Genomic DNA, 21946 nt, shown 5'->3' with positions numbered 1-21946 from the left:
TTCTGCACAATGCAGCGATGTCGGCTAGCCGTACGAAAGCCTGGAAAGGGTATTACGAAGAACAAAGAACTCGGGGGTTCAGCACCACTCAGGCGCTAGTGATGCTGGCTCGCAAGCTTGCTCGGGTTGTATTCGCCTTGCTGAAAGGGCAAAGCGAATATCAGCCAAAAGCCAGTTGAGGACTTTCCCTCAACCATAGAATCTCCCACAGGGGTTGGGTCAGGGCAGCAGAATCACCTTGTCGCCACTGCCCTGACTCACCTCGGCATAACGCTCAAGGCCTTCGGCCAATGGCGACTCGAACAAACCCTGGGATAACGGCAACAGGTCCTGGTCGAAGAACCGGCCGAACTGGTCGAGCATCGCCGCACACGCCTGCACTCCGTACAGCAACGAGTTGATCCCCACCACCGAGCCACCCTTGCGATACAACGCCAGCGACGGCAAGTGCACGTGACCGTCCACAGGCGCCGCGATGATCGCGATGCGGCCGAACGCGGCCAGAGCGGGTACCGAGGCCGGCAGCCAGAAACCGGTGGTGTCGAAAATCACGTCGGCGCCGCCGGCATAGACGGCGTTGACCTGAGCCCCGAGGTCTTCGGGTTTATCCAGTTGCAGGGTCTGATAACCCTGATCCTGCAAGTCCTTGACCTGCTCCGGACGCCGCGCGGCCGCCAGCACCCGGGCACCGCGCACCTTGGCCAAGGCCAGCGCGGCACTGCCGACTGCCCCGCCACCGATGACCAGCAATCGGGTTTCGGCCGTCACCAGGCTGCGTTCCAGAGCATCCCACGCCGTGGTGTAGGGCACACCAAGGCTGGCGGCCTGCGTGAAGCTCAAATGCGTGGGTTTGAGCGCCACGCCGTTGGCCGGCAGCTTGACGAACTGCGCGTGTGAACCGTCGGCGAAAAACCCCAGTTCCTTGCCCGTGCCCCAGACCTCCTGACCGATCAGCGCCTGCGGGCCGGCCACGACAACACCGGCAAAGTCACGACCGGGAATCCGCGGCAAGGTGGTGTAGGGAAAACGCCCCAGCACGTTCTTGACATCGCTCGGGTTGAGGCCGGCGGCCTTGATCTGGACCAGCACTTCATCGGTGCCTGGCACAGGTGTAGGCACCTCGACGTAGCGCAGGGCCGAGAGATCACCGGTTTTATCGAATTGCAGAGCTTTCATGGGCGTATCCATCGAGTCGAAAAGGGTTCAGGAGATCCAGCCAGCCACCAGCCCCCGCCCCATCGGCCAGAGCTTTTCGCCGGCAAGCATGCCGAGCAGGCCCACCAGCGCGATGGCCGGGGGTGCGGGGGAACGAAAGTCCAGGGCGCCGTAGAGCAAACCGACGCCCAGACCGATGGCCACTGACACGAGGTAGTTCATGGCAGACTCCGGGGGCAATTGAGGTATGCGCTGAGTCTAGAAGGCGATGCCTTTGAGCATCGGCCAAGTGCTTCTGAATTTCGGCCAAAGCCTGGCCTCGGCGAACTCAGTCCTGGCGTTGCGCCGCCGGAAACTGCGAAGGCGCAACGCCCAGTTCACGACGAAACATGTCGCTGAAGCTGCTCGGTGAATAGCCCAGCTCCCGGGCAATCGCGCTGACCGGTACGCCCTGGATCAACTCGGCCACCGCCGTCGCCAGTTGCACCTGACGCCGCCACTCGGCGAAGCCCATGCCCAAGCCGTCCTTGAACAGTCGCGCCAGGGTGCGCACGCTGGCTCCGGCGTTATCCGCATGTTGTTCGAAAGGAATATCCAGTGAAGGCGCGGCCATGACCGCCTGACACAAATTCATCAATCGCCGGTCGGAATCGTCCGGCAGCGGGATTTTCAGCAACGAGCGCCTGGCCCGCTTGAGTTCCAGCAGCGCCAGGCCCACCAGCGCATCGTAATACTCGGGCGCACCGTCGTTGCCCTGCTCCACCAGGCCGACGATCAGTTCGCGCAGCAAGCCGCCGACCTCGATCACCTGAACGCGGTCATCCAGGGTCGCGGCCAGGGACGGCCGCAGGTAGATGTTGCGCATTTGCAGGTCGGACACCACACGAATTCCATGAGGTACGCCGGGCGGCAACCACACCGCCCGCTGCGGCGGCACCACCAGCGCCTCGTGTGGCGTCTCGACCCACATCACCCCGCTCATCGCATACAGCAACTGGCCCCAGACGTGCTCATGGGGCTCGATGTACAACCCGCGCGGATAGGTGCGCGCCAGCGGCTGCACAGGCACATCGGTGTCACTCAGGTCAGGCGGTGCGGCGAGGGCCATGGTCAATGTTCATTGGGGGTGCGGGAGGCTCAATGGTAACGGGGCGTAGAACTTGTCGCCAGCAATCGCCGCCGTCCGACAATCCGAATGAATTTTCCTGACGGCGCGCGATCCTTCTATGTACAACAGGGAGGAACCGGGGCTTTATGAACAGTGCAAAATTATTCGTCATCGAGTACACCCTCCATGGCGCTCCGAAATCATTCATCATCCGCCTGGACAAAATGGATAACGCAGAAGCCTGGCATTGGGCGAGCTGTGATGCGGGGGTGGGGCGAATCCCCCGCTTCGGACGCGAGAAGGTGCAAAAGACCAGCAAGCCGATGGCTGAAAAATTCGGCGTGGAAAACGTCAAGTGGCGACCGACGAACTAATATCCGGTAACCATCAGGTTCGGGGGAAGGGATATGAGCGCAACATCCGTCAACAGCCCTGCGCAGCTGGACTACGGTCTGGACACACTGTTCGGCCGCATCACCAAAAGCGCCGAGTGCCGGATCGGGCTGGAACAGGTCGAAAATGCCCCATTCTGCTTCGCCATACGCGTCCCGGCGCCACTGCCGGAAGATCTGGAGCAAGCCAGGACCCTGGTGCTGCGGGTCGAAGGGCGGCGCTTGCAAGGCACCGTGCGCCACAGCGAACGCCTGGAAGATGACAGCCTCAGGCTGGAAGTGGAACCGGATTAGGCTCCACTTTGGCGTGTGCCGTGGTTTTCAGTGGGCACACTTGCAGCCTTGGGATGCGCACTCCTCGCCGTGCTCGTGATGCTTGGCACAGGCTTCACAGCAGTAATGCTTGCCGTGACGCACGATCGGATGTTCACCGAGCTTGCAGTTACATTTCGGACAGTCGCAAGTACGTTCGGTCATGGGTTTGACTCCTTGGGTACTGATCTTCGGGGACGTTGAGGTACAACCCGTGTTGTCAGTGTAGGAGCTACCATCCAACGGAACCGGTCGGCTGTCGGATCGATTTGGCGTGAACCCTGTGGGAGCGAGCTTGCTCGCGATAGCGGTGGCTCAGCCAACATCAATGCTGAATGTGCTGCCGTCATCGCGAGCAAGCTCGCTCCCACAGGTTTTGTCTCTGTTCTGTCAGATCCGGAACTGCCCCACCAGACCACCCAGGCGCTGACCGAGGTCGGCCAGGCTGCGCGAAGTCTGCGCGCCAAGCTGGGTTTCGTCGGCGACGTTATCCACCGCCACGGCAATCTGATGCACGCTGCGGTTGATCTCCTCGGCGACGGCAGTCTGTTCTTCGGCGGCACTGGCGATTTGTGCGTTCATCGAGTTGATGGTCGCGATCAGCTGAGCCATGGTGTCCAGCGAAGCCCCCGCCTCATTGGCCTGGGCCGAGGTGCCGTCGCCGGCCTCGCTGGAGCGGCGCATCGCCTCCACCGCCGACTGGGTGCCGGCCTGCAAGCGGTCGATCATGCCCTGGATTTCCTGGGTGCTGATTTGCGTGCGGCTGGCCAGCGCCCGTACCTCATCGGCCACCACCGCAAAGCCGCGCCCGGCCTCGCCGGCGCGGGCCGCTTCGATCGCGGCGTTGAGGGCCAGCAGGTTGGTCTGCTCGGCAATCGAGCGGATCACCCCGAGCACGCTGACAATCGACGACACGTCTTTTTGCAGGCTGTCCAGGGACACGCCGCTGCTGCGGATGTCGTCCACCAGGGCATGAATTTTCTCGATGCTGCCGGCCACCACACGCTTGGCGGCCTGGCCTTCTTCGTCGGTCTGCTGGGCTGCCACCGCGGCATTCTGCGCGCTCTTGGCCACTTCCTGGGCCGCCGCCGACATTTCGTTGATGGCCGTGGCCACCTGATCGGTCTCATGGCGCTGACGCTCCATGGCCTGGTCCGAGCGATTGGCCTGGTCGGACACCTGATTCACCAGTCCGGTCAGTTGCGAGGTCATTTCGGTGATCTGCCGCACCAGGCCATGGATCTTGTCGACGAAACGGTTGAACGAGCCGGCCAGTTCACCGAGCTCGTCCTGGCTGGTAATGGTCAGGCGGCGTGTCAGGTCGCCCTCGCCTGCCGCGATGTCGTCGAGGTTGGATTTCATCAGATGCAGCGGACGCAGAATGGTATTGGCCAGCAGCATCCCGGCAGCGGCGATCACCAGCAGCACCACGACTGCTACGCCAACAATGCTCAGCACCATGCCTTGCATGCGCTCCTGAACCTTGGCTTCGACCACCGCCACCTGTGCTTCAATGCCGTCGAGGTTGACCGAGGTGCCGACCGCCATGTCCCACTTGGGCAGGTATTCGGTGTAGCCGAGCTTGGGCACCAGCACCTGGGTGTTGCCGGGCAATGGCGAGCTGTATTGCAGGTAGTGCGTACCGTCCTTGGCGACTTTCACCAGGTCGCGGTTGACGTAGACACCGTTCGGGTCGCGGTTGTCCTTGAAGCTCTGGCCCACGCCTTCGGGGCTGTTGGCCTTGAACAGGCGCACGGTGTTGGAGTCGTAGCCGAAGAAGTAGCCGTCCTTGCCATAGGTGATGCTCGACAGCAGCTTGATCACCTGGGCCCGCGCCGCCTCATCGCCGGGGGCGGCCGCGTCGTAGAGCGGTTTGATCGTGGTCATGGCCACGGCCACGTAGCTTTGCAGGGTTGCCTTGGCATCACTGAGCAGGCGCTCGCGGGTCTGCTCGACTTCCTTGCGTGCCTGATCCTGCAGAATGAACAGCGTGGTCAGGCTGATGACCAGCGCAAACAGCAACACCGGGAGGACGGCAAGGGACAGGACTTTGGCCTTGAGGCTCATGCGCATGACGTTCACTCTTTTGATTTTGTTAGCGTGGTTAAAAGCTTTAACGGCACGACAAATCAAAAGTTGAATTCAGTCATCAGGAGCACTGAAGATCCCTTGTAGGAGCGAGCCTGCTCGCGAAGGTGTGTCAGCTACCTTGGTGTCGGCTGACACACCATCGCGAGCAGGCTCGCTCCTACAGGGGTATCGGGGTTACAGGACCATCGCCGCTACCCAGCCAAACACCAGTAGCGGCAGGTTGTAGTGCAGGAAGGTCGGGACCACGGTGTCCCAGATGTGATGGTGCTGGCCGTCGATGTTCAGGCCGGAGGTCGGGCCCAGGGTCGAGTCCGAAGCCGGTGAACCGGCGTCGCCCAGGGCACCGGCCGTGCCGACGATGCACACGATCGCCAATGGGCTGAAGCCCAGTTGCACGCACAGCGGCACGAAAATCGCCGCCAGGATCGGCACGGTGGAGAACGACGAGCCGATGCCCATGGTCACCAGCAACCCCACCAGCAACATCAGCAAGGCGCCAATGCCTTTGCTGTGATCGATGTACGCCGCCGACGACTCGACCAGCGTCTGCACCTCACCGGTGGCCTTCATCACTTCGGCAAACCCGGAGGCGGCGATCATGATGAAGCCGATCATCGCCATCATTTTCATGCCTTCGGTGAACAGGTCATCGGTGTCGCGCCATTTGACGATGCCCGACACCGAGAAAATCAGGAAGCCGGCCAGCGCACCGATAATCATCGAATCCAGCAGCAACTGAATGATGAACGCCGCCGCGATGGCCACGCCAGCCACCACCAGGCTCAACGGGTTGTATTGCACCGCCACTTGCTCGACCTGTTCGATCTTCGCCAGGTCGTAGACACGCTTCTTGCGGTAGCTGACAAACGCGATCAGCAGGCCCGCCACCATGCCCAGGGCCGGAATGCCCATGGCGTGGGTCACGTTGATGCCGCTGATGTCCACACCGCTGCGGGCGACGTTGGCCAGCAGGATCTCATTGAGGAAGATGTTGCCGAAACCCACCGGCAGGAACATGTAGGGCGTGATCAGGCCGAAAGTCATGACGCAGGCGATCAGGCGGCGGTCCAGTTGCAGCTTGGTCAGCACATACAGAAGCGGCGGCACGAGCAACGGAATGAACGCGATATGGATCGGCAAGATGTTCTGCGAGGCAATGGCCACGACCCAGAGCAGACCGATCAGTAGCCACTTGACCTGGCCACCGCCATTGGCGTGCTGGCGATCGACCATCGCCAGGGCCTTGTCGGCCAGCGCATGAGCCATGCCGGACTTGGCAATGGCCACGGCGAACGCGCCGAGCAAGGCGTAGGACAACGCCACCGTCGCCCCGCCGCCGAGGCCGCTGTTGAAAGCCTTGAGCGTCGCCTCGATCCCCAGGCCACCGGTCAAGCCACCGACCAGCGCACCGACGATCAGGGCGATCACCACATGCACGCGGGACAGGCTGAGGATCAGCATGATGCCGACCGCGGCAATTACTGCATTCATTGTCATACCTCTGGGCAAGCGAAAAGAGTCCGGCCGGCAGTCTGCGAGAGCCGCCAGCGGATAAAAGGAATGGGTTTTATTAGAGGGCGCGCACTTTGAATGAAGCGGCTTCAAGCTGCAAGCCTCAAGCGACAAGCTTTTACGCTTTTTACCTGAAGCTTGCCGCTTGCGGCTCAAGAATGCTGTCTGTTGGCCGCTACAGTGCAAAGTCTCAGATATTTATCGAATAAGGACGCCTCCATGTCGCTCAGACAACTTTCCATTCAATGGAAAATCACCCTGCTGGCCGGGCTGTGCCTGGCGGGCATCGTGACCCTGCTGGTGGGTCTTTCGCTGTACCGCATGGAGCACAGCTCCGAGTTGGTGAAAGCCTCGAGCATGGAGATGCTGACCGAAGCGGCCCAGGCCCGGATCGAGTCCCAGGGGGAAAACCAGGCGCTGGGGATTCGCCAGCAGTTCATGGACGCCTATCAGTACGGCCACGGCTTCTCCCGGCAGGTGCTGTTCCTGCGTGATCAGGCCGAGAAGCGCTTTCTCGATGCCTTCGACCTGCGCGAAGACCTGACCCGCCAGGTCAAGTCGGCCCTGCAAGCCAACCCGGAGCTGCTCGGTCTATCCCTGGTGTTCGAACCCAATGGGCTGGACGGCAAGGACGAACTGTTCGCAGGGCAGGCCGAATTGGGCAGCAACGACAAGGGCCGTTTCGCCCTCTACTGGTCGCAGCCGACGCCGGGCAAGGTAACCTCCATGGCGCTGCCGGAAAAGGACATGGCCGACACCAGCACCGGCCCCAGCGGCGAAGCGGCCAACGCCTGGTTCACCTGCCCGCGCACCGCCCTCAAGCCGTGCGTGATCGAACCCTACTTCTATGAGATCGACGGTCAGAACGTGCTGATGACCAGCATCGTTTTCCCGCTGATGGTCAACGGCAAGGTCATCGCCTCGCTGTCGGTGGACATCAACCTCAACAGCCTGCAAGCGGTCAGCCTGGGCGCGAGCAAGAAGCTCTATGACGGCCAGACCAGCGTCAGCATCATCAGCCCGGCCGGCCTGCTCGCCGGCTACAGCCCGGACGCCAGCAAACTCAGCCAGCGCCTGGACGTCGTGGACAAGGCCAGCGGTGCCGAACTGCTGAGCATGCTCGCCGCCGGCAGCAAAACCGCCAGCCTGCACAGCCATCAGCAACTGAAAGTGCTGGCGCCGTTCCAGCCGATTCCCGGCGGCAAATCCTGGGGCGTGCTGCTCGACGTGCCGGAGAAAGTCCTGGTCGGCCCCGCCGAAGCCCTGAAAAAGCAACTCGATGACAGCAACACCGCCGGTACGCTGGTCGAACTCGGCCTGGGCGTGCTCGCCGCACTGCTCGGCCTGGTGCTGGTGTGGTTGATGGCCCGCAGCGTCACCCGACCGATCCTCGGCGTGGCGCACATGCTCGAAGACATCGCCAGCGGCGAAGGTGACCTGACCCGCCGACTGGCCTACGACAAGCAGGATGAACTGGGCCAACTGGCCGGCTGGTTCAACCGTTTCCTCGACAAGCTGCAACCGATCATTGCCGAAGTGAAACGCTCGGTGCAAGACGCCCGCAGTACGGCTGACCAGTCGTCCGCCATCGCCGCACAAACCAGCGCCGGCATGGAACAGCAGTACCGTCAGGTGGACCAGGTGGCGACCGCCTCCCACGAAATGAGCGCCACCGCCCAGGACGTCGCCCGCAGCGCCGCGCAAGCGGCCCATGCAGCGCGGGATGCCGATCAGGCGACCCGTCAGGGTTTGACCGTGATCGACCGCACCACCGCCAGCATCGACAACCTCGCCGCCGACATGAGCGCGGCCATGATCCAGGTCGAAGGCCTGGCCGCCAACAGCGAGAAGATCGGCACGGTACTGGAAGTGATCCGTGCGATTGCCGAGCAGACCAACCTGCTGGCCCTCAACGCCGCGATCGAAGCGGCCCGTGCCGGTGAAGCGGGACGCGGGTTTGCCGTGGTGGCCGATGAAGTGCGCAACCTGGCCCGGCGTACCCAGGAATCCGTCGAAGAAACCCGTCTGGTGATCGAACAACTGCAAACCGGCACCCAGGAGGTGGTGGGTTCGATGAACAACAGCCATCGTCAGGCCCAGGGCAGTGTCGAGCAGGTTGGCCAGGCGGTGACGGCGCTGCGCCAGATCGGCGACGCGGTCACCGTGATCAACGACATGAACATGCAGATCGCCAGCGCCGCCGAAGAGCAAAGCGCGGTGGCCGAGGAGATCAACAACAACGTGGCGACCATCCGCGACGTGACCGAGTCGCTGTCGGGCCAGGCCAATGAATCGGCGCGGGTCAGCCAGTCGCTCAACAGCCTGGCGAACCAGCAGCAGAGCCTGATGGATCAGTTCCGCGTCTGAGCCTTGCAAGTCCCCTGTAGGAGCGAGCCTGCTCGCGATAACGGTGGGTCAGACAACATCTTTGTTGATTGACACTCCGCCATCGCGAGCAGGCTCGCTCCCACATTTTTCCCACATTTGATTCTGTGCCCGACTCAATCAAATAATGGCGAGTGGATATCTGCCGGACCTTGATTATGCTTCATGGAACCTTACAGCGTTTTCTGGCGTCAACCTGAATGCAAGCCACGTAATCCGATGACTTCAGCCCCAGGGCCTGGGTACGGTTAGTGATGGTGGGAACTCCGGCCTACAACAAGAGCAAGACGGAGAATACTCATGGCAACAATCGACACTACAGCCACCGGCAGCACGCCCAACCGCGGGCTCACCCGGGAGGAGCGCAAGGTCATCTTCGCCTCGTCCCTGGGCACCGTGTTCGAATGGTATGACTTCTACCTGTACGGCTCCCTCGCGGCGATCATCGCCAAGCACTTCTTCGCCGGTGTCAACGAAACGACCTCCTTCATCTTCGCCCTGCTCGCCTTCGCCGCCGGCTTCGCCGTGCGACCCTTCGGCGCCATCGTGTTCGGTCGGTTGGGCGATATGATCGGGCGCAAGCATACGTTCCTCATCACCATCGTGATCATGGGTATTTCCACGGCCGTGGTGGGTTTGCTGCCCGGCTATGCGACCATCGGCGTGGCCGCGCCGATCATTCTGATCAGCCTGCGCCTGTTGCAAGGCCTGGCGCTGGGCGGTGAGTACGGCGGCGCCGCGACCTACGTGGCCGAACATGCACCCAAGGGCAAACGCGGCTTCTTCACCTCGTGGATCCAGACCACAGCCACCCTCGGCCTGTTTCTTTCGCTGCTGGTGATCCTCGCCTGCCGTACCGCTTTGGGCACCGAAGCCTTCGAGGCCTGGGGCTGGCGGATTCCGTTCCTGCTGTCGATCCTGTTGTTGATCGTCTCGGTGTACATCCGCCTGCAGCTCAGCGAGTCGCCGGTGTTCCAGAAAATGAAAGCCGAAGGCAAGTCCTCCAAGGCACCGTTGACCGAGTCCTTCGCCCGTTGGGGCAATCTCAAGATCGTGATCATGGCCCTGCTCGGCGGTACCGCCGGTCAGGCGGTGGTCTGGTACACCGGGCAATTCTATGCGCTGTTCTTCCTGTTGCAGACGCTGAAGATCGACCCACAGACCGCCAACCTGCTGATTGCCGGCTCGCTGCTGATCGGTACGCCGTTCTTCGTCATTTTCGGCAGCCTGTCCGACCGCATCGGGCGCAAGGGCATCATCATGGCTGGCTGCATCCTTGCGGCCGTGACCTATTTCCCGATCTTCCATGCGTTGACCCAATACGGTAACCCCGACGTGTTCATTGCGCAGGAGAAGAATCCGGTCACGGTCATCGCCAATCCCGCCCAGTGTTCGTTCCAGTTCGACCCGGTGGGCAAGGCCAAATTCACCAGTTCCTGTGACCTGGCGAAGACCGTGCTGGCCAAAAAGGCCATCCCCTACAAGAACGAGAACGCCGAGCCGGGCGCCGTTGCGCAGGTGCGCATTGGCGAAAAAGTGATCGAAAGCTTCGAGGGCACCGGCATGCCGGCCGCCGACTTCAAGGCCAAAAACGACGCCTTTACCGCCACCCTGGTCACCGCCCTCAAGGACGCCGGCTACCCCGAAAAGGCCGACCCGGCCAAGACCAACTACCCGATGGTGTTGCTGCTGCTGACGATCCTGGTGATCTACGTGACCATGGTCTACGGGCCGATTGCCGCCTGGCTGGTGGAACTGTTCCCGGCACGCATCCGCTACACCTCCATGTCGCTGCCCTATCACATCGGCAATGGCTGGTTCGGTGGCTTCCTGCCGACGGTGGCGTTTGCCATGGTGGCGGCCACGGGGGATATCTACTACGGGCTGTGGTATCCGATTGTCATCGCGGTGATGACGGCGGTGCTGGGTATCTTCTTCATGCCGGAAACCAAGGATCGGGAGATTCATCACACCTGACCGGCGCCGTCCCTGTAGGAGCGAGCCTGCTCGCGATAGCGGTGTGTCAGCCACAGTTAATGTTGACTGACATGGCCTCATCGCGAGCAGGCTCGCTCCCACAGGGTTCCTGGTGTGGCTTCAAGTGTGTTTTGGCAACTCGATGACGACCATCAGCCCGCCCCACTCGCTTTCGAGCAACGACAGTTTGCCGCCCCAGCTGTCGACGATGTCGCGCACGATACCCAGCCCCAAACCATGCCCATGGGTTTGCTCATCCAGCCGCGTCCCTCGACCGAACACCTGATCGCGACGCTTTTCGGGAATGCCCGGGCCGTCGTCTTCCACGCTGAGTTCAAAGCCCTCTGCATTCTCGGCCACGGTCAGGCGAACCTCGGCATCCGCCCATTTGCAGGCGTTATCCAGCAGATTGCCCAACAGTTCCAGCAAGTCCTCACGATCCCAGGGCAATTGCAGGCCGGTGGGTGCGCGGTAACTCAGCGCCAGGTGTTCGCCATGGATCATGTTCAGGGTGGCCAGCAATCCGGGGAGTTCGGCATCGCAATCAAACAGTGCGCCCGGTAAGGCATCGCCGGACAACCGCGCACGATTGAGTTCCCGATTGAGCCGTTGCTCGACCTGTTGCAGTTGTTCCTTGAGGGTCTTGCGCAGTTGCGGATGCGCGTCGAGTTGCTCGCTTGAAGCCAGGCTCAACAGCACCGCCAGCGGGGTTTTCAAGGCGTGGCCGAGGTTGCCCAGGGCATTGCGCGAGCGCTTGAGGCTGTCCTCGGTGTGGGCCAGCAGATGGTTGATCTGCGCCACCAGTGGCTCCAGCTCCACCGGCACCTGATCATCGAGTTGCGAGCGCTGGCCCTGTTGCAACTGCGCGATCTGCTCGCGGGCCTGCTCCAGCGGACGCAAGGCCCGGCGCACGGTAATCCGTTGCAGCAGCAGAATCAGCAACAGCGCTGTCAAACCCAGGCCGAACCCGAGCTGTTGCATGCGCCGGAAGCTCTCGCGAATTGGCGTGTAGTCCTCGGCGACGCTGATGGAGATCGGCACCCCCGAACGTCGATAGTCCGTGCGCAGCACCAGTAACTGTTGCCCCTCCGGCCCCAGTTGCAGGTTGCCGTGCAGGCCGGGGTGATCGAGCACCGGCAGTTCCTGATCCCATAGGGAACGGGAACGCCAGTGGCCGTCGACGAAATCAATGCGGAAATAATGCCCGGAAAACGGCCGCTGGTAGGCCGGTGACAGGCGTCGCTCATCCAGTTGCAAGCCTTGCGGCCCGCGCACCAGTGCCGCCAGCAGGTTCTCGCTGTCATTGCGCAACCCGGCTTCCAGGTAGCGCTGCAACCCCATTTCGAACAGCCACAGGCTGGTTTGCGCCAGCACCAGGCCAACGACCACCATCACGCTGATCAGGCCCAGGCTCAAGCGGCGCTGAATCGATTTCACCGGGCTTGCCCGCCGAACAGGTAACCCTGGCCGCGACGGGTTTCAATCACGCTTTTGCCGAGCTTGCGGCGCAAGTGGTTGACGTGGACTTCCAGCACATTGGAGTCGCGCTCGGTTTCACCGTCGTAGAGGTGTTCGGCGAGATGGCCCTTGGAGAGGATCTGCTCGGGGTGCAGCATGAAATAACGCAACAGGCGAAACTCCGCTGCGGTGAGCTGAATGTCGGCACCGTCGCGCACAACGCACTGGCGACCTTCGTCCAGATGCAGCCCGGCGGCCTTGAGCGTTGGCTGGTTGACCTGGCCATGGGAGCGGCGCAACAACGCCTGGATGCGCAAAAACAGCTCTTCGGGGTGGAATGGCTTGGTCAGGTAATCGTCGGCGCCGGCCTTGAGGCCCTCGATGCGTTCGGCCCAGGAGTCCCGGGCCGTCAGGATCAGCACCGGCGTGGCCAGCCCCGCCGCCCGCCATTGTGCCAGCACCTCAAGTCCCGGCACGCCCGGCAAACCGAGGTCGAGGATGATCAGGTCATAAGGCTCGGTGCTGCCCTGATACACCGCATCGCGACCGTCGGCCAGCCAGTCCACCGCATACCCTTGGCGATTGAGGCCGGCCAGCAGTTCATCGGCCAGGGGCACATGGTCTTCCACCAGGAGCAAACGCATGGATCAGTCTTCCTCGTCTTTCAATAATCGGCCGTCAGTCGCATCGATGTGCAGCTCACGGACCACGCCTTCGGGGGTCAGCAACTCGACATCATAAAGGTAGATGTTGTGCTTCTCTTCGAGCTCGGCTTCCAGCAGTTTCGCGCCGGGGTAGCGATCCATCGCCTGCTGCAGCAGTTGCTCCAGCGGCAGGATCACGCCCTGTTGACGCAGGCGCAGGGCTTCATCCTGATCCAGGTCGCGGGCCATCACTGCCGAGCAAAATGCCAGAAGCAGCAGCGCCATCCTGCGTGCGCAACATCGATTGAGTAGAAACACCTTCATTACCAATCCTGATGATCCTTGAGTCACTGCCCGCTGACCGGGTCTAATTCCATGCCCAGTGCCAGTGGTGTGAGCTTCTCGAAAGCCACAATGGTACCAGCGATGCGCTATCCCAGCGTTGCGTCGGGGGTCCAGGCGAGCCACCCTAACCCGCTGAACTTAATTGAAACTGAATTGCCATCATCGACAACACCCCCCCTCTGTGGGAGCGAGCCTGCTCGCGAAGGCGGCGGTACACCCAACTCAGCGGTGACTGACACACTGCTTTCGCGAGCAGGCTCGCTCCCACATAATCTGTCCGCTGGCCATACATCGAGAGCGCAATGACCGCCATCCACATCAAGTTCCCTTCCCTGACCCTCAAGGCCGGTCCGCGCGCCATTGCGCACATCCGCGCCAACGGCCTGAACGCCGCCGACGTCGGCACCCTGCCTGGCGCGGCCGGCGGTCCGAAGGCGCTGGGGATTCAGGGTCTGGACCTGGCGCTGTTCGGCGAGTGGCTGCCGGCGGCACCGCGGGAACGCTCGCTGATTGGCGCATCGGTGGGTTCCTGGCGCTTCGCCAGCGCCTGCCTGCCGGACGCCGCCGAGGGCATCCGGCGTCTCGGGCAACTGTACACCGAGCAACACTTCGCCAAGGGCGTGACCATGGCGCAGATCAGCCAGAGCTCACAGCGCATGCTCAATGACCTGCTCGACGGTCGCGATGCCTCGATCCTCGGCAACAACCATTACCGCCTGAACATCATGGTGGTCAAAAGCCACGGTCTGCTGGCCGACGATCATCGCGGCCGCCTCGGGCTGGGCCTGTCATCGGTCATCGCCGACAACCTGCGTGGCCGGGCACGGTTGGCACGGCACTTCGAACGCCTGATCATCCACGACCCGCGCCTGGCGCCGCCGGTCAATGCCTTGACGGACTTCCCGTCGCGCTTCGTCGCCCTCAATACCGGCAATTTGCGCCAGGCCCTGCTGGCTTCGGGCTCGATCCCGATGGTGATGGAGGGCGTGCGCGACCTGCCGGGCGCCGGCGCCGGGACCTTCCGCGACGGCGGTCTGCTGGATTACCACCTGGACCTGCCCTACAGCGGCAATGACATCGTGCTCTACCCGCACTTCACCGACCGGGTGATCCCCGGCTGGTTCGACAAGACCCTGCCATGGCGCCGCGCCTGCCCGGCTCGCTTGCAGAATGTGCTGTTGCTGGCGCCCTCGAAGGAATACCTGGCGCGCCTGCCCCACGGCAAACTGCCGGACCGTAACGATTTCAAGCGCTTCATGGGCGATGCCCCGAGCCGGCAGAAATACTGGCGCACGACCATGAACGAAAGCCGCCGCCTGGGGGACGAATTCCTCGAACTGGCCGCCAACGGTCGCCTCGGCGAGCGCTTGCTGACCCTTTAGTCAGGACAAACTGGTAAACTCGCCGCCTGCCCGAATCGCTGCGGCGAACGCCACCTGAACAGAGCTGAAAACACTGTGGAAATCTTCAAGGAATTTACTTTCGAATCCGCCCACCGCCTGCCCCACGTACCGGACGGCCACAAGTGCGGGCGCCTGCACGGTCACTCGTTCAAAGTGGCCATCCACCTGAGCGGCGACCTCGACCCGCACACCGGCTGGATCCGCGACTTCTCGGAAATCAAGGCGATCTTCAAGCCGCTGTACGAGCGCCTGGACCACAACTACCTGAACGACATTCCCGGCCTGGAAAACCCGACCAGCGAAGTGCTGGCCAAGTTTATCTGGCAGGAAATGAAGCCTCTGCTGCCAGAGCTCAGTGCGATCCGTATCCACGAGACTTGCACCAGCGGCTGCATCTATCGCGGCGAGTAAGCCAGGCAACACAAATAACCTGTGGGAGCGAGCCTGCTCGCGATGACGGCGGCACATCCAACATCAATGTGCCTGACCCACCGCTATCGCGAGCAGGCTCGCTCCCACAGGGGAACAGCGTTTTGTCAGAGAAAAAGAAAACAGCCTTCATCGGCTGTTTTTTTATGCCTATCCTTTTTGCCTCTTCCCCCCGCCAAGAGGACAAACCCATGACTGACTGGCCACTGGATCAGGTCTTCGACTTCAACGGACATCAGATACCCAACGCCGGTCATCTGGTTCAGGAAGATGCACCTGAAGCCATAGTCGCTGCGCTGCTACGGTTTTTGCCACTGCAGAAATCTTCCTGAATAAACCCAATCCCCTGTGGGAGCGAGCCTGCTCGCGATGACGCTGGCACATTCAGCACCAAGGTGACTGACACTCCGCCTTCGCGAGCAGGCTCGCTCCCACATTTTGAACTGGCGGGATTCGCCACAGGCGAGCTAACGTAAGGATATTGCCTACACGATTCACGAAAAGGACTCGCCCGATGCACATCATCAATGCCCGTCTGCGCAACCAGGAAGGCCTGCATGAGTTGAACCTGGAAAACGGCCTGATCAGCAGCATCGGCCGCCAGACCGAAGCCCGGACCCTGGGCCCTGACGATCTGGATGCCGGCGGCAATCTGGTGGTGCCACCCTTTGTCGAGCCGCACATCCACCTCGACGCCACCCTGACCGCCGGCGAGCCGCGCTGGAACATGAGCGGCACGCTGTTCGAAGGCATCGAGTGCTGGGGCGAACGCAAGGCGACCATCACCCACGAAGACACCAAGGCCCGGGCGAAGAAAACCATCCAGACCCTCGCCGCCCACGGCATCCAGCATGTGCGCACCCACGTCGACGTCACCGACCCGCAACTGACCGCGCTCAAGGCGATGCTCGAAGTGCGCCAGGAGAGCCGGCACCTGGTCGACCTGCAAATCGTCGCCTTTCCCCAGGAAGGCATCGAGTCCTACCACAATGGCCGCGAATTGATGGAAGAAGCCATCCGCATGGGCGCGGATGTGGTGGGTGGCATTCCACATTTCGAGTACACCCGCGACCAGGGCGTCAGCTCGGTGAAGTTCCTGATGGACCTGGCCGAACGCAGCGGTTGCCTGGTGGACGTGCATTGCGACGAAACCGACGACCCGCATTCACGCTTTCTCGAAGTGCTCGCCGAAGAGGCCCGCAGCCGCGACATGGGTTCGCGGGTCACGGCCAGCCACACCACGGCCATGGGCTCCTACGACAACGCTTACTGCGCCAAACTCTTTCGCTTGCTCGGGCATTCGGGGATCAGTTTTGTCTCCTGCCCCACTGAAAGCATCCACCTGCAAGGTCGCTTCGACAGTTTCCCGAAACGCCGGGGCGTGACCCGGGTCAACGAGTTGCTGGAAGCGGGCATGAACGTGTGCTTCGGGCAGGACTCCATCGTCGATCCGTGGTATCCGCTGGGCAACGGCAACATTCTGCGGGTGCTCGAAGCCGGTCTGCACATCTGCCACATGCTCGGTTATCGCAACCTGCAAAGTGCGCTGGACCTGGTGACGGACAATAGCGCCAAAGCCATGAACCTCGGCGATCGCTACGGCCTGGAGCGCGGGCGGCCGGCGAACCTGCTGATTCTGTCGGCGGAAAGTGATTACGAAATGATCCGCAGCCAGGGGTTGCCGCTGTACTCGGTGCGTGAGGGCAAGGTGTTGATGAAGCGGACGATGCCGGTGGTGGAGTTCAGTGGGCTGAGCTGAAATTTGCGTTGACCGGATTGGCCCCATCGCGAGCAGGCTCGCTCCTACAGGTTTTGTGAACGACATAAAACCACTGTAGGAGCGAGCCTGCTCGCGATGGCGATATCAGCTTCACTCGATCAATCGAGCCGTACCAAACAGGCTGACCCGACTCAACTCCCCCAGCTCTTCCTCCAGCAAGATCGGCGCCGTGCCACCCGGCATCGTCACCTTCACTTCCCCGGCAGTCACCCAACCCACCCACCACGCCGCACAGGCCACTGCACTTGCACTGGTCCCCGACGACGCCGTCGGCCCCTCGCCGCGCTCGAATACCCGCGCGGCGATGTGCCCTTCGGACACGCGCATAGCCCATTGCAGATTGATTCCCGCCGGACAAGGTTTGCCTGCACCCATCGGCATGGCGTAGGCGATTCGCGTCAGCCCCTCACCCAACGCCGGCTCGCGCATCTGCTCGTTGCTCGGCAGGTCCTCGGCACTGTCCACCAGCGTCACGCAATGGGGATTGCCGACCCGCACGAACTGGCTGCGCGACCATGGGTCATTGAGTGCCGACAATTGCACAACATGGCTGAGTTCGCGGCCATTCAACAGCACCGTTTCAACGCCGACTGCACTGACTGCCGTCGGTCCGAACCCGGGCTGGCCAAGGTCAAGCCAGAAACCCTGCACGCCCTCGACTTGAGCGGCTTTCACTGAAGTCTGCCCTGGCGAAGGCGTATCAGCCTTGTCGTGGTGAACCCTGAGCAGACAAGCTTCGTTCTGCGGTAACAACCCTTGATCGCTGAGGGCCTGGGAAAAAATCGTCAGCCCGTTGCCGCTGCGTTCGGCCAGGGTGCCGTCGGTGTTGACGATCAACAGATCAAAGGGTGACGAGGACTGAAACGGTCCGACCAGCAAACCGTCGCTGCGATGATCCTTGCTGCCGGACGGTTGGGTACCTGGCGCCCAGCTGCAGCAAGCCTCGACCGCCGCCATCGCCCAGGCTTCGAGGGTTTGCGCTGCCTGGCTGGCCTGATCGGGCAGGTCAATGCCCTGGCGGCGCAGTTCTTCGGGCGCTACCACGATGTAGATGTTGCCCCGTGCATCGTACCGCTGCGCCATGGCGCCCTCCGTGTGTCATTGAAATGGCTCAACATATCGCGAAAAGCAGCGGCGCTGTGCAACGATGTCGCTCTGTTTGACCGTAAACTTTCCGGGCACTGATCGAACCCTCACAGGCCGATCACTGTCCGTTGAGGACGCGACGCTTTTTGCCAAGGATTATTATGACCAGCCTCAACAGCCAGACCACCTTCGTTCCCGGCCGCCTGGAACAGATGTCCACGCGCATCGGTTTTTTCATCGCCGGAGCGGGCATCGCCGCATGGGCGCCGCTCGTGCCCTATGCCAAGGCCCGGGCCGGACTGGATGAAGGCACCCTGGGTTTGTTGCTGCTGTGCCTGGGGGTGGGTTCGATCCTGGCGATGCCGTTGGCCGGGATCCTGTCCACACGTTTCGGCTGCCGACGGGTGACGACCGGCGGAACCCTGCTGATCTGTGTCGCCTTGCCGCTGCTGGCGACGGTGTCGTCGATTCCGGCGCTGATCGCCGCGTTGTTCATGTTCGGCGCGGGGCTCGGCACCGTGGATTCGACGGTCAACCTGCAAGCGGTGATCGTCGAGCGCGCCAGCGGCAAAAACATGATGTCGGGTTTTCATGGCCTGTTCAGCCTGGGCGGGATTGTCGGTGCAGCGGGTGTCAGCGGCTTGCTTGGCCTGGGGATTTCACCCCTGGGAGCCACGCTGGTGGTGATCGTGTTGCTGCTGATCGCGCTGGCCAAGGCCGTGCCGCATCTATTGCCCTACGGCAGCGAGAGTTCGGGGCCGGCCTTTGCGGTGCCCCACGGCATCGTCCTGTTCATCGGCGGCATGTGCTTCATCGTGTTCCTCGCCGAAGGCGCGGCACTGGACTGGAGCGCGGTGTTCCTGACGCAGGAACGTGGCATCGACACGGCGTATGCCGGGCTTGGTTATGCGGCGTTTGCCCTGACCATGACGGCCGGGCGTTTGACCGGCGACAAAATCGTGCGACGCCTGGGCGCGACGCGGGTGATTGTGTTCGGCGGGCTGACAGCCGCTTCAGGACTGTTTCTGGCGACGTTCGCACCGAGCTGGGAGGCGGCGCTGGTGGGTTATGCGCTGCTGGGGGGCGGTTGCTCGAACATTGTTCCGGTGCTGTACACCGCCGTCGGCAAGCAGACGGTCATGCCCGAAAGCATCGCCGTGCCGGCCATTACCACCCTGGGGTATGCGGGCATCCTGGCAGGCCCCGCCGTCATCGGCTTCGTCGCCCATGGCAGCAGCTTGAGCTTTGCCTTTGCCTTGATGGCGTTGTTGCTGGTGGCGGTGGCCGTTGGCGGGAGAGTGTTGAAGGTCTGAAAAGCTTCCCGAGCAGGCTCGCTCCCACATTGGATCTGTGTCGCTCACAAATTTTGTGTGCACAGAAGATCTACTGTGGGAGCCTGCTCGCGATGGGGTCCACTCGGTCTGTCAGAACCCGACACTGGCCTGCACGAAGAACGTGCGCGGCGCACCGACGTACATCCCCGAGTTGTTGTCGCTGGAACGGGTGAAGTACTGCTTGTCGAAGATGTTCTTCACCCCCGCCCCCAGTTTCAGGTTTGACACCTGCGGACCGAAGTCATAGCCGGCACGTGCGTCCCAGAGCACGTAACCCGGGATATCACCGAACTGGCCGTCAGCGCTGCCTTCGGTGATGTAGTTGCCGTTGAAGCTGCCATCGGCGTTCACGCCGGTGCCCGGCGAACGCTGCTTGGACTGGGCGAACGCATCGAGGTTGTAAGTCCAGCGGTTGACGTCGTAACGCAGGCCGGCGGTGGCAACCTGGCGGGAGTAGAACGGCAGGTCACGGCCCTTGAAGCCCGGGATCTCGCCTTCGTAGGTGGCGCGGGTGTAGGTGAAACCGGCGTTGGCGGTCAGGCCGTCCAGCAGCGGGTTCAGCGCAGCCATGTCGTAATGCACCGAGGCTTCGATACCCTGGTGCTTGGTCGCGCCGAGGTTGGTCCAGCCCACGTCATTGCTGATGTATTGCAATTCGTCGTCGAAGTCGATGTAGAACAGCGTCACTTCGCCGCCCCACACGTCATCGTTGTAGCGCGTGCCGATCTCGTAGGTCTTGGCCTTTTCCGGCTCCAGGCCGTTGGCGGGCTCATTACCGATACCGCCCTGCCCCAGCTGGAAATACTGCAGCGCGCCGAACGAGGTTTCGTAGTTGGCGAACAATTTCCAGGCATCGGACAGGTGATACATCACGCTCAGGGCCGGCAGCGGCTCGTTGCTTTCGATGCTGCGTTTTTTCTCCGGCACCCGTTTACCGGCGGTATCGAGCACCGGGCGATCGTGCCAATCGGTGCTGATGTGCTCGAAGCGAATGCCCGGGGTGACGGTCCAGTTGCCGACGTCGATCTTGTTGTCGACGTAGACCGAATTGGCCTCGGTGCCACCGGTGCGGTCCTGATAGACATGGCCGTCCGCTCCCGGACGCACGACTGGCTCGTTGTTGACCAGCGCCACACGACTGGCCTCTTCGTGCATGGCCTCTTTCAAGTAACGATAACCGACGCTGACTTCCTGGGTGGTCGGGCCCACATCAAACACATGGGACACCCGTGGTTCGATACCGTAGGTGTAGTAGCTGCGCGGATAGGAATTGAGTGTCTTCAGATCCCGCGAGGCAATGGTGCTGCCACGGAAACTGTCGGTGTAGTAGGTCAGCACTTCGGCCTGGGTGCGATCGTCGATCTGCCGCACCCACTTGAACGACACATCCTTGCGGCGGCCACTGAAGTTGTCGTGGTCGCGCACGGACTGGAACGGGTCGGCGTCGTACTGCGCCTGGGTCAGGCCGCCGGGCATGTCGGCCTTGGCGTCGTAGTAGTGGAAGTTGAGGCTGAAATCGTCGACATCGGTGGGCGCCCAATGGGTCTTGAGGATCACGTCGTCGATGTCGTTGCCGTTGTTGCTTTCACGGTAACCGTTGCCGTTCACGCCGGAGTACAACAGCGCCACACCCATGCCGTTGTCGGCGGTGCCGCCCATGAACGCGGTGTCGATGTGCTTCCAGCCACCGTGCTGCGAGGTTTCCAGGGTGGTGCCGATTTCCGCCGAGGCTTTTTCCGGGATCGCGCGGGTCACGAAGTTGATCACGCCGCCCACGTTTTGTGGTCCGTAGCGTACGGAGCCGGCACCGCGTACCACGTCGATGCTGTCGAGGTTGCCGGAGGAAATCGGCGCCATGGACAGTTGCGGCTGACCGTAAGGCGCGAACGCCGCCGGGATGCCGTCGATCAGCACGGTGGAGCGAGGCGACAGGCGCGAAGTCAGACCGCGTACGCCGACGTTCAGGGAAATATCGCTGCCACCGGTGCCGTTGGCGTCTTGGACTTGCACGCCCGGGACACGTTTAAGTACGTCGCCGACGTTCATCGCGCCCTGCTCGACCATGGCTTCGCGGCGGACCACGGTGCGTGCGCCGGGGTGGTTCTGCACCACGGCGGCATCGGCGTCGCCGAGCCAGTCGCCGACCACCTTGATGTCCGTCACGCCCAGCTCCAGCGGGCCGTTGGCCGCCGAAGTCGGTGCCGGCATCAACGTCACCGAACCTTCATCGATCTGGTATTGCAGGCCGCTGCCTTGCAGCAACTGGCGCAGCGCGTCTTCCGGGGAAAGGTTGCCATCCACCGCCGGGGCCTGCTTGCCGGCAACCAGTTCAGGGCTGAAGAACACCTGAAGCGAGGTTTGCTGGCCCAATTGGCTCAGGGCTTCTCCCAAGGGTTGCGCCGCAATGCGGATGCCGTCGGCGGCGAAGGCCTGGGGCAACGCAATATTGACCGCCAGCGCGAGGGCCAGCGGCAACCAGGGGAGTTTGTTGTTTTTAGCGGTGGAGTTTTTCACGTCGAACGTAATCCTGTGGAT

19 protein-coding genes and 4 pseudogenes are annotated in these 21946 nt (G+C 62.2%); 11 read left to right on the top strand and 12 right to left on the bottom strand.

Annotated features, from left to right (window positions below):
* A pseudogene (locus tag BSF44_RS30605) lies at window positions 1–179 on the top strand (IS110 family transposase); the annotation flags it as partial.
* A gap of 40 nt (window positions 180–219) precedes the next feature.
* Here BSF44_RS30605 and BSF44_RS05315 read toward each other — a convergent pair.
* From BSF44_RS05315 to BSF44_RS05305, 3 genes are all read right to left on the bottom strand, one after another.
* Window positions 220–1176: a zinc-binding alcohol dehydrogenase family protein gene (locus BSF44_RS05315; protein WP_095942594.1), complete on the bottom strand. Its 957-nt coding sequence runs from the start codon at window positions 1174–1176 to the stop codon at window positions 220–222.
* 27 nt (window positions 1177–1203) lie between these two features.
* Window positions 1204–1377, bottom strand: coding sequence for a DUF1427 family protein (locus BSF44_RS05310; protein ID WP_008049832.1), 174 nt, complete (start codon window positions 1375–1377; stop codon window positions 1204–1206).
* 106 nt (window positions 1378–1483) lie between these two features.
* Window positions 1484–2263, bottom strand: a complete 780-nt coding sequence (locus tag BSF44_RS05305; protein ID WP_095942593.1) for a helix-turn-helix domain-containing protein — start codon at window positions 2261–2263, stop codon at window positions 1484–1486.
* A 146-nt stretch (window positions 2264–2409) separates the two neighbouring features.
* Here BSF44_RS05305 and BSF44_RS05300 point away from each other — a divergent pair, with 146 nt between their 5' ends.
* Window positions 2410–2637, top strand: a complete 228-nt coding sequence (locus BSF44_RS05300) for a DUF6555 family protein (protein WP_095942592.1) — start codon at window positions 2410–2412, stop codon at window positions 2635–2637.
* A 33-nt stretch (window positions 2638–2670) separates the two neighbouring features.
* Window positions 2671–2949 carry a hypothetical protein gene (locus BSF44_RS05295; protein WP_095942591.1) on the top strand — a complete coding sequence of 93 codons (279 nt, stop codon included), beginning with the start codon at window positions 2671–2673 and terminating at the stop codon, window positions 2947–2949.
* Window positions 2950–2976: 27 nt separating this feature from the next.
* Here BSF44_RS05295 and BSF44_RS05290 read toward each other — a convergent pair whose 3' ends face one another.
* The 4 genes and pseudogenes from BSF44_RS05290 to BSF44_RS05280 form a co-directional block, all read right to left on the bottom strand.
* Entirely contained in the window at window positions 2977–3132 is a 156-nt protein-coding gene (locus BSF44_RS05290; RefSeq protein ID WP_007998919.1) for a metallothionein, read from the bottom strand.
* Between the two features lie 225 nt (window positions 3133–3357).
* Complete coding sequence (locus BSF44_RS31020) at window positions 3358–4113, bottom strand: methyl-accepting chemotaxis protein (protein ID WP_371918220.1); 756 nt, start codon at window positions 4111–4113, stop codon at window positions 3358–3360.
* 102 nt (window positions 4114–4215) lie between these two features.
* A pseudogene (locus BSF44_RS31015) lies at window positions 4216–5034 on the bottom strand (cache domain-containing protein); the annotation flags it as partial.
* 198 nt (window positions 5035–5232) lie between these two features.
* Window positions 5233–6549 (bottom strand): Na+/H+ antiporter family protein, encoded by a 1317-nt coding sequence (locus tag BSF44_RS05280; RefSeq protein WP_095942589.1) that lies wholly within the window; start codon window positions 6547–6549, stop codon window positions 5233–5235.
* Between the two features lie 240 nt (window positions 6550–6789).
* Here BSF44_RS05280 and BSF44_RS31010 point away from each other — a divergent pair.
* The 3 genes and pseudogenes from BSF44_RS31010 to BSF44_RS05270 form a co-directional block, all read left to right on the top strand.
* Window positions 6790–8079: pseudogene (locus BSF44_RS31010) on the top strand (HAMP domain-containing protein); the annotation flags it as partial.
* 102 nt (window positions 8080–8181) lie between these two features.
* On the top strand, window positions 8182–8937 hold the full coding sequence (locus BSF44_RS31005; RefSeq protein WP_371918219.1) for a methyl-accepting chemotaxis protein: 756 nt from the start codon (window positions 8182–8184) through the stop codon (window positions 8935–8937).
* Window positions 8938–9255: 318 nt separating this feature from the next.
* On the top strand, window positions 9256–10932 hold the full coding sequence (locus BSF44_RS05270; protein ID WP_095942587.1) for an MFS transporter: 1677 nt from the start codon (window positions 9256–9258) through the stop codon (window positions 10930–10932).
* Between the two features lie 120 nt (window positions 10933–11052).
* Here the strand turns inward: BSF44_RS05270 and BSF44_RS05265 are convergent, their stop codons facing one another.
* From BSF44_RS05265 to BSF44_RS05255, 3 genes are read right to left on the bottom strand one after another with little or no spacing between them, the layout of a single operon-like run.
* Window positions 11053–12369, bottom strand: coding sequence for a sensor histidine kinase (locus BSF44_RS05265; protein WP_095942586.1), 1317 nt, complete (start codon window positions 12367–12369; stop codon window positions 11053–11055).
* Entirely contained in the window at window positions 12366–13034 is a 669-nt protein-coding gene (locus tag BSF44_RS05260) for a response regulator transcription factor (protein ID WP_095942585.1), read from the bottom strand. Before BSF44_RS05260 ends, BSF44_RS05265 begins: the two co-directional genes overlap by 4 nt.
* Window positions 13035–13037: 3 nt before the next feature.
* Window positions 13038–13358, bottom strand: coding sequence for a PepSY domain-containing protein (locus BSF44_RS05255; RefSeq protein ID WP_095942584.1), 321 nt, complete (start codon window positions 13356–13358; stop codon window positions 13038–13040).
* Between the two features lie 323 nt (window positions 13359–13681).
* Here BSF44_RS05255 and BSF44_RS05245 point away from each other — a divergent pair, with 323 nt between their 5' ends.
* The 4 genes and pseudogenes from BSF44_RS05245 to codA all read left to right on the top strand — a co-directional run bounded on the left by BSF44_RS05245 (window position 13682) and on the right by codA (window position 16970).
* A complete protein-coding gene (locus BSF44_RS05245) occupies window positions 13682–14761 on the top strand; it encodes a hypothetical protein (RefSeq protein ID WP_095942582.1) in 1080 nt (359 codons plus the stop codon).
* Window positions 14762–14836: 75 nt separating this feature from the next.
* Window positions 14837–15193, top strand: a complete 357-nt coding sequence (gene queD / locus BSF44_RS05240) for a 6-carboxytetrahydropterin synthase QueD (RefSeq protein WP_008049817.1) — start codon at window positions 14837–14839, stop codon at window positions 15191–15193.
* A 251-nt stretch (window positions 15194–15444) separates the two neighbouring features.
* Window positions 15445–15543: pseudogene (locus BSF44_RS05235) on the top strand (alpha/beta hydrolase); the annotation flags it as partial.
* A gap of 182 nt (window positions 15544–15725) precedes the next feature.
* The gene (gene codA, locus BSF44_RS05230) at window positions 15726–16970 is read left to right on the top strand and encodes a cytosine deaminase (RefSeq protein ID WP_095942581.1); all 1245 of its coding nucleotides are present in this window, start codon (window positions 15726–15728) and stop codon (window positions 16968–16970) included.
* Window positions 16971–17081: 111 nt separating this feature from the next.
* Here codA and BSF44_RS05225 read toward each other — a convergent pair whose 3' ends face one another.
* Window positions 17082–18074, bottom strand: a complete 993-nt coding sequence (locus tag BSF44_RS05225; RefSeq protein WP_095942580.1) for a diaminopimelate epimerase — start codon at window positions 18072–18074, stop codon at window positions 17082–17084.
* 164 nt (window positions 18075–18238) lie between these two features.
* Here BSF44_RS05225 and BSF44_RS05220 point away from each other — a divergent pair, with 164 nt between their 5' ends.
* Window positions 18239–19390 (top strand): MFS transporter, encoded by a 1152-nt coding sequence (locus BSF44_RS05220; RefSeq protein ID WP_095942579.1) that lies wholly within the window; start codon window positions 18239–18241, stop codon window positions 19388–19390.
* Window positions 19391–19501: 111 nt separating this feature from the next.
* Here BSF44_RS05220 and BSF44_RS05215 read toward each other — a convergent pair whose 3' ends face one another.
* Window positions 19502–21925, bottom strand: coding sequence for a TonB-dependent receptor (locus BSF44_RS05215; protein WP_095942578.1), 2424 nt, complete (start codon window positions 21923–21925; stop codon window positions 19502–19504).
* Window positions 21926–21946: the final 21 nt, after the last annotated feature.

It is taken from the genome of Pseudomonas sp. ACN8, assembly GCF_002303925.1.
Taxonomy (GTDB): Bacteria; Pseudomonadota; Gammaproteobacteria; order Pseudomonadales; family Pseudomonadaceae; genus Aquipseudomonas.
The sequence above is the reverse complement of the archived record's forward strand: the minus strand, read 5'-3'. Positions and strand labels throughout refer to the sequence as shown.

Excerpts from the sequence above, each read along its gene's own strand:
- BSF44_RS05295 (WP_095942591.1), top strand. The coding sequence starts at position 2,671 with ATGAGCGCAACATCCGTCAACAGCCCTGCGCAGCTGGACTACGGTCTG.
- BSF44_RS05220 (WP_095942579.1), top strand. The coding sequence starts at position 18,239 with ATGACCAGCCTCAACAGCCAGACCACCTTCGTTCCCGGCCGCCTGGAA.
- BSF44_RS05225 (WP_095942580.1), bottom strand. The coding sequence starts at position 18,074 with ATGGCGCAGCGGTACGATGCACGGGGCAACATCTACATCGTGGTAGCG.
- codA (WP_095942581.1), top strand. The coding sequence starts at position 15,726 with ATGCACATCATCAATGCCCGTCTGCGCAACCAGGAAGGCCTGCATGAG.
- BSF44_RS05270 (WP_095942587.1), top strand. The coding sequence starts at position 9,256 with ATGGCAACAATCGACACTACAGCCACCGGCAGCACGCCCAACCGCGGG.
- BSF44_RS05315 (WP_095942594.1), bottom strand. The coding sequence starts at position 1,176 with ATGAAAGCTCTGCAATTCGATAAAACCGGTGATCTCTCGGCCCTGCGC.
- BSF44_RS31020 (WP_371918220.1), bottom strand. The coding sequence starts at position 4,113 with ATGGAGCGTCAGCGCCATGAGACCGATCAGGTGGCCACGGCCATCAAC.
- BSF44_RS05245 (WP_095942582.1), top strand. The coding sequence starts at position 13,682 with ATGACCGCCATCCACATCAAGTTCCCTTCCCTGACCCTCAAGGCCGGT.
- BSF44_RS05255 (WP_095942584.1), bottom strand. The coding sequence starts at position 13,358 with ATGAAGGTGTTTCTACTCAATCGATGTTGCGCACGCAGGATGGCGCTG.
- BSF44_RS05305 (WP_095942593.1), bottom strand. The coding sequence starts at position 2,263 with ATGGCCCTCGCCGCACCGCCTGACCTGAGTGACACCGATGTGCCTGTG.
- BSF44_RS05280 (WP_095942589.1), bottom strand. The coding sequence starts at position 6,549 with ATGAATGCAGTAATTGCCGCGGTCGGCATCATGCTGATCCTCAGCCTG.
- BSF44_RS05260 (WP_095942585.1), bottom strand. The coding sequence starts at position 13,034 with ATGCGTTTGCTCCTGGTGGAAGACCATGTGCCCCTGGCCGATGAACTG.
- BSF44_RS31005 (WP_371918219.1), top strand. The coding sequence starts at position 8,182 with ATGGAACAGCAGTACCGTCAGGTGGACCAGGTGGCGACCGCCTCCCAC.
- BSF44_RS05290 (WP_007998919.1), bottom strand. The coding sequence starts at position 3,132 with ATGACCGAACGTACTTGCGACTGTCCGAAATGTAACTGCAAGCTCGGT.
- BSF44_RS05300 (WP_095942592.1), top strand. The coding sequence starts at position 2,410 with ATGAACAGTGCAAAATTATTCGTCATCGAGTACACCCTCCATGGCGCT.
- BSF44_RS05310 (WP_008049832.1), bottom strand. The coding sequence starts at position 1,377 with ATGAACTACCTCGTGTCAGTGGCCATCGGTCTGGGCGTCGGTTTGCTC.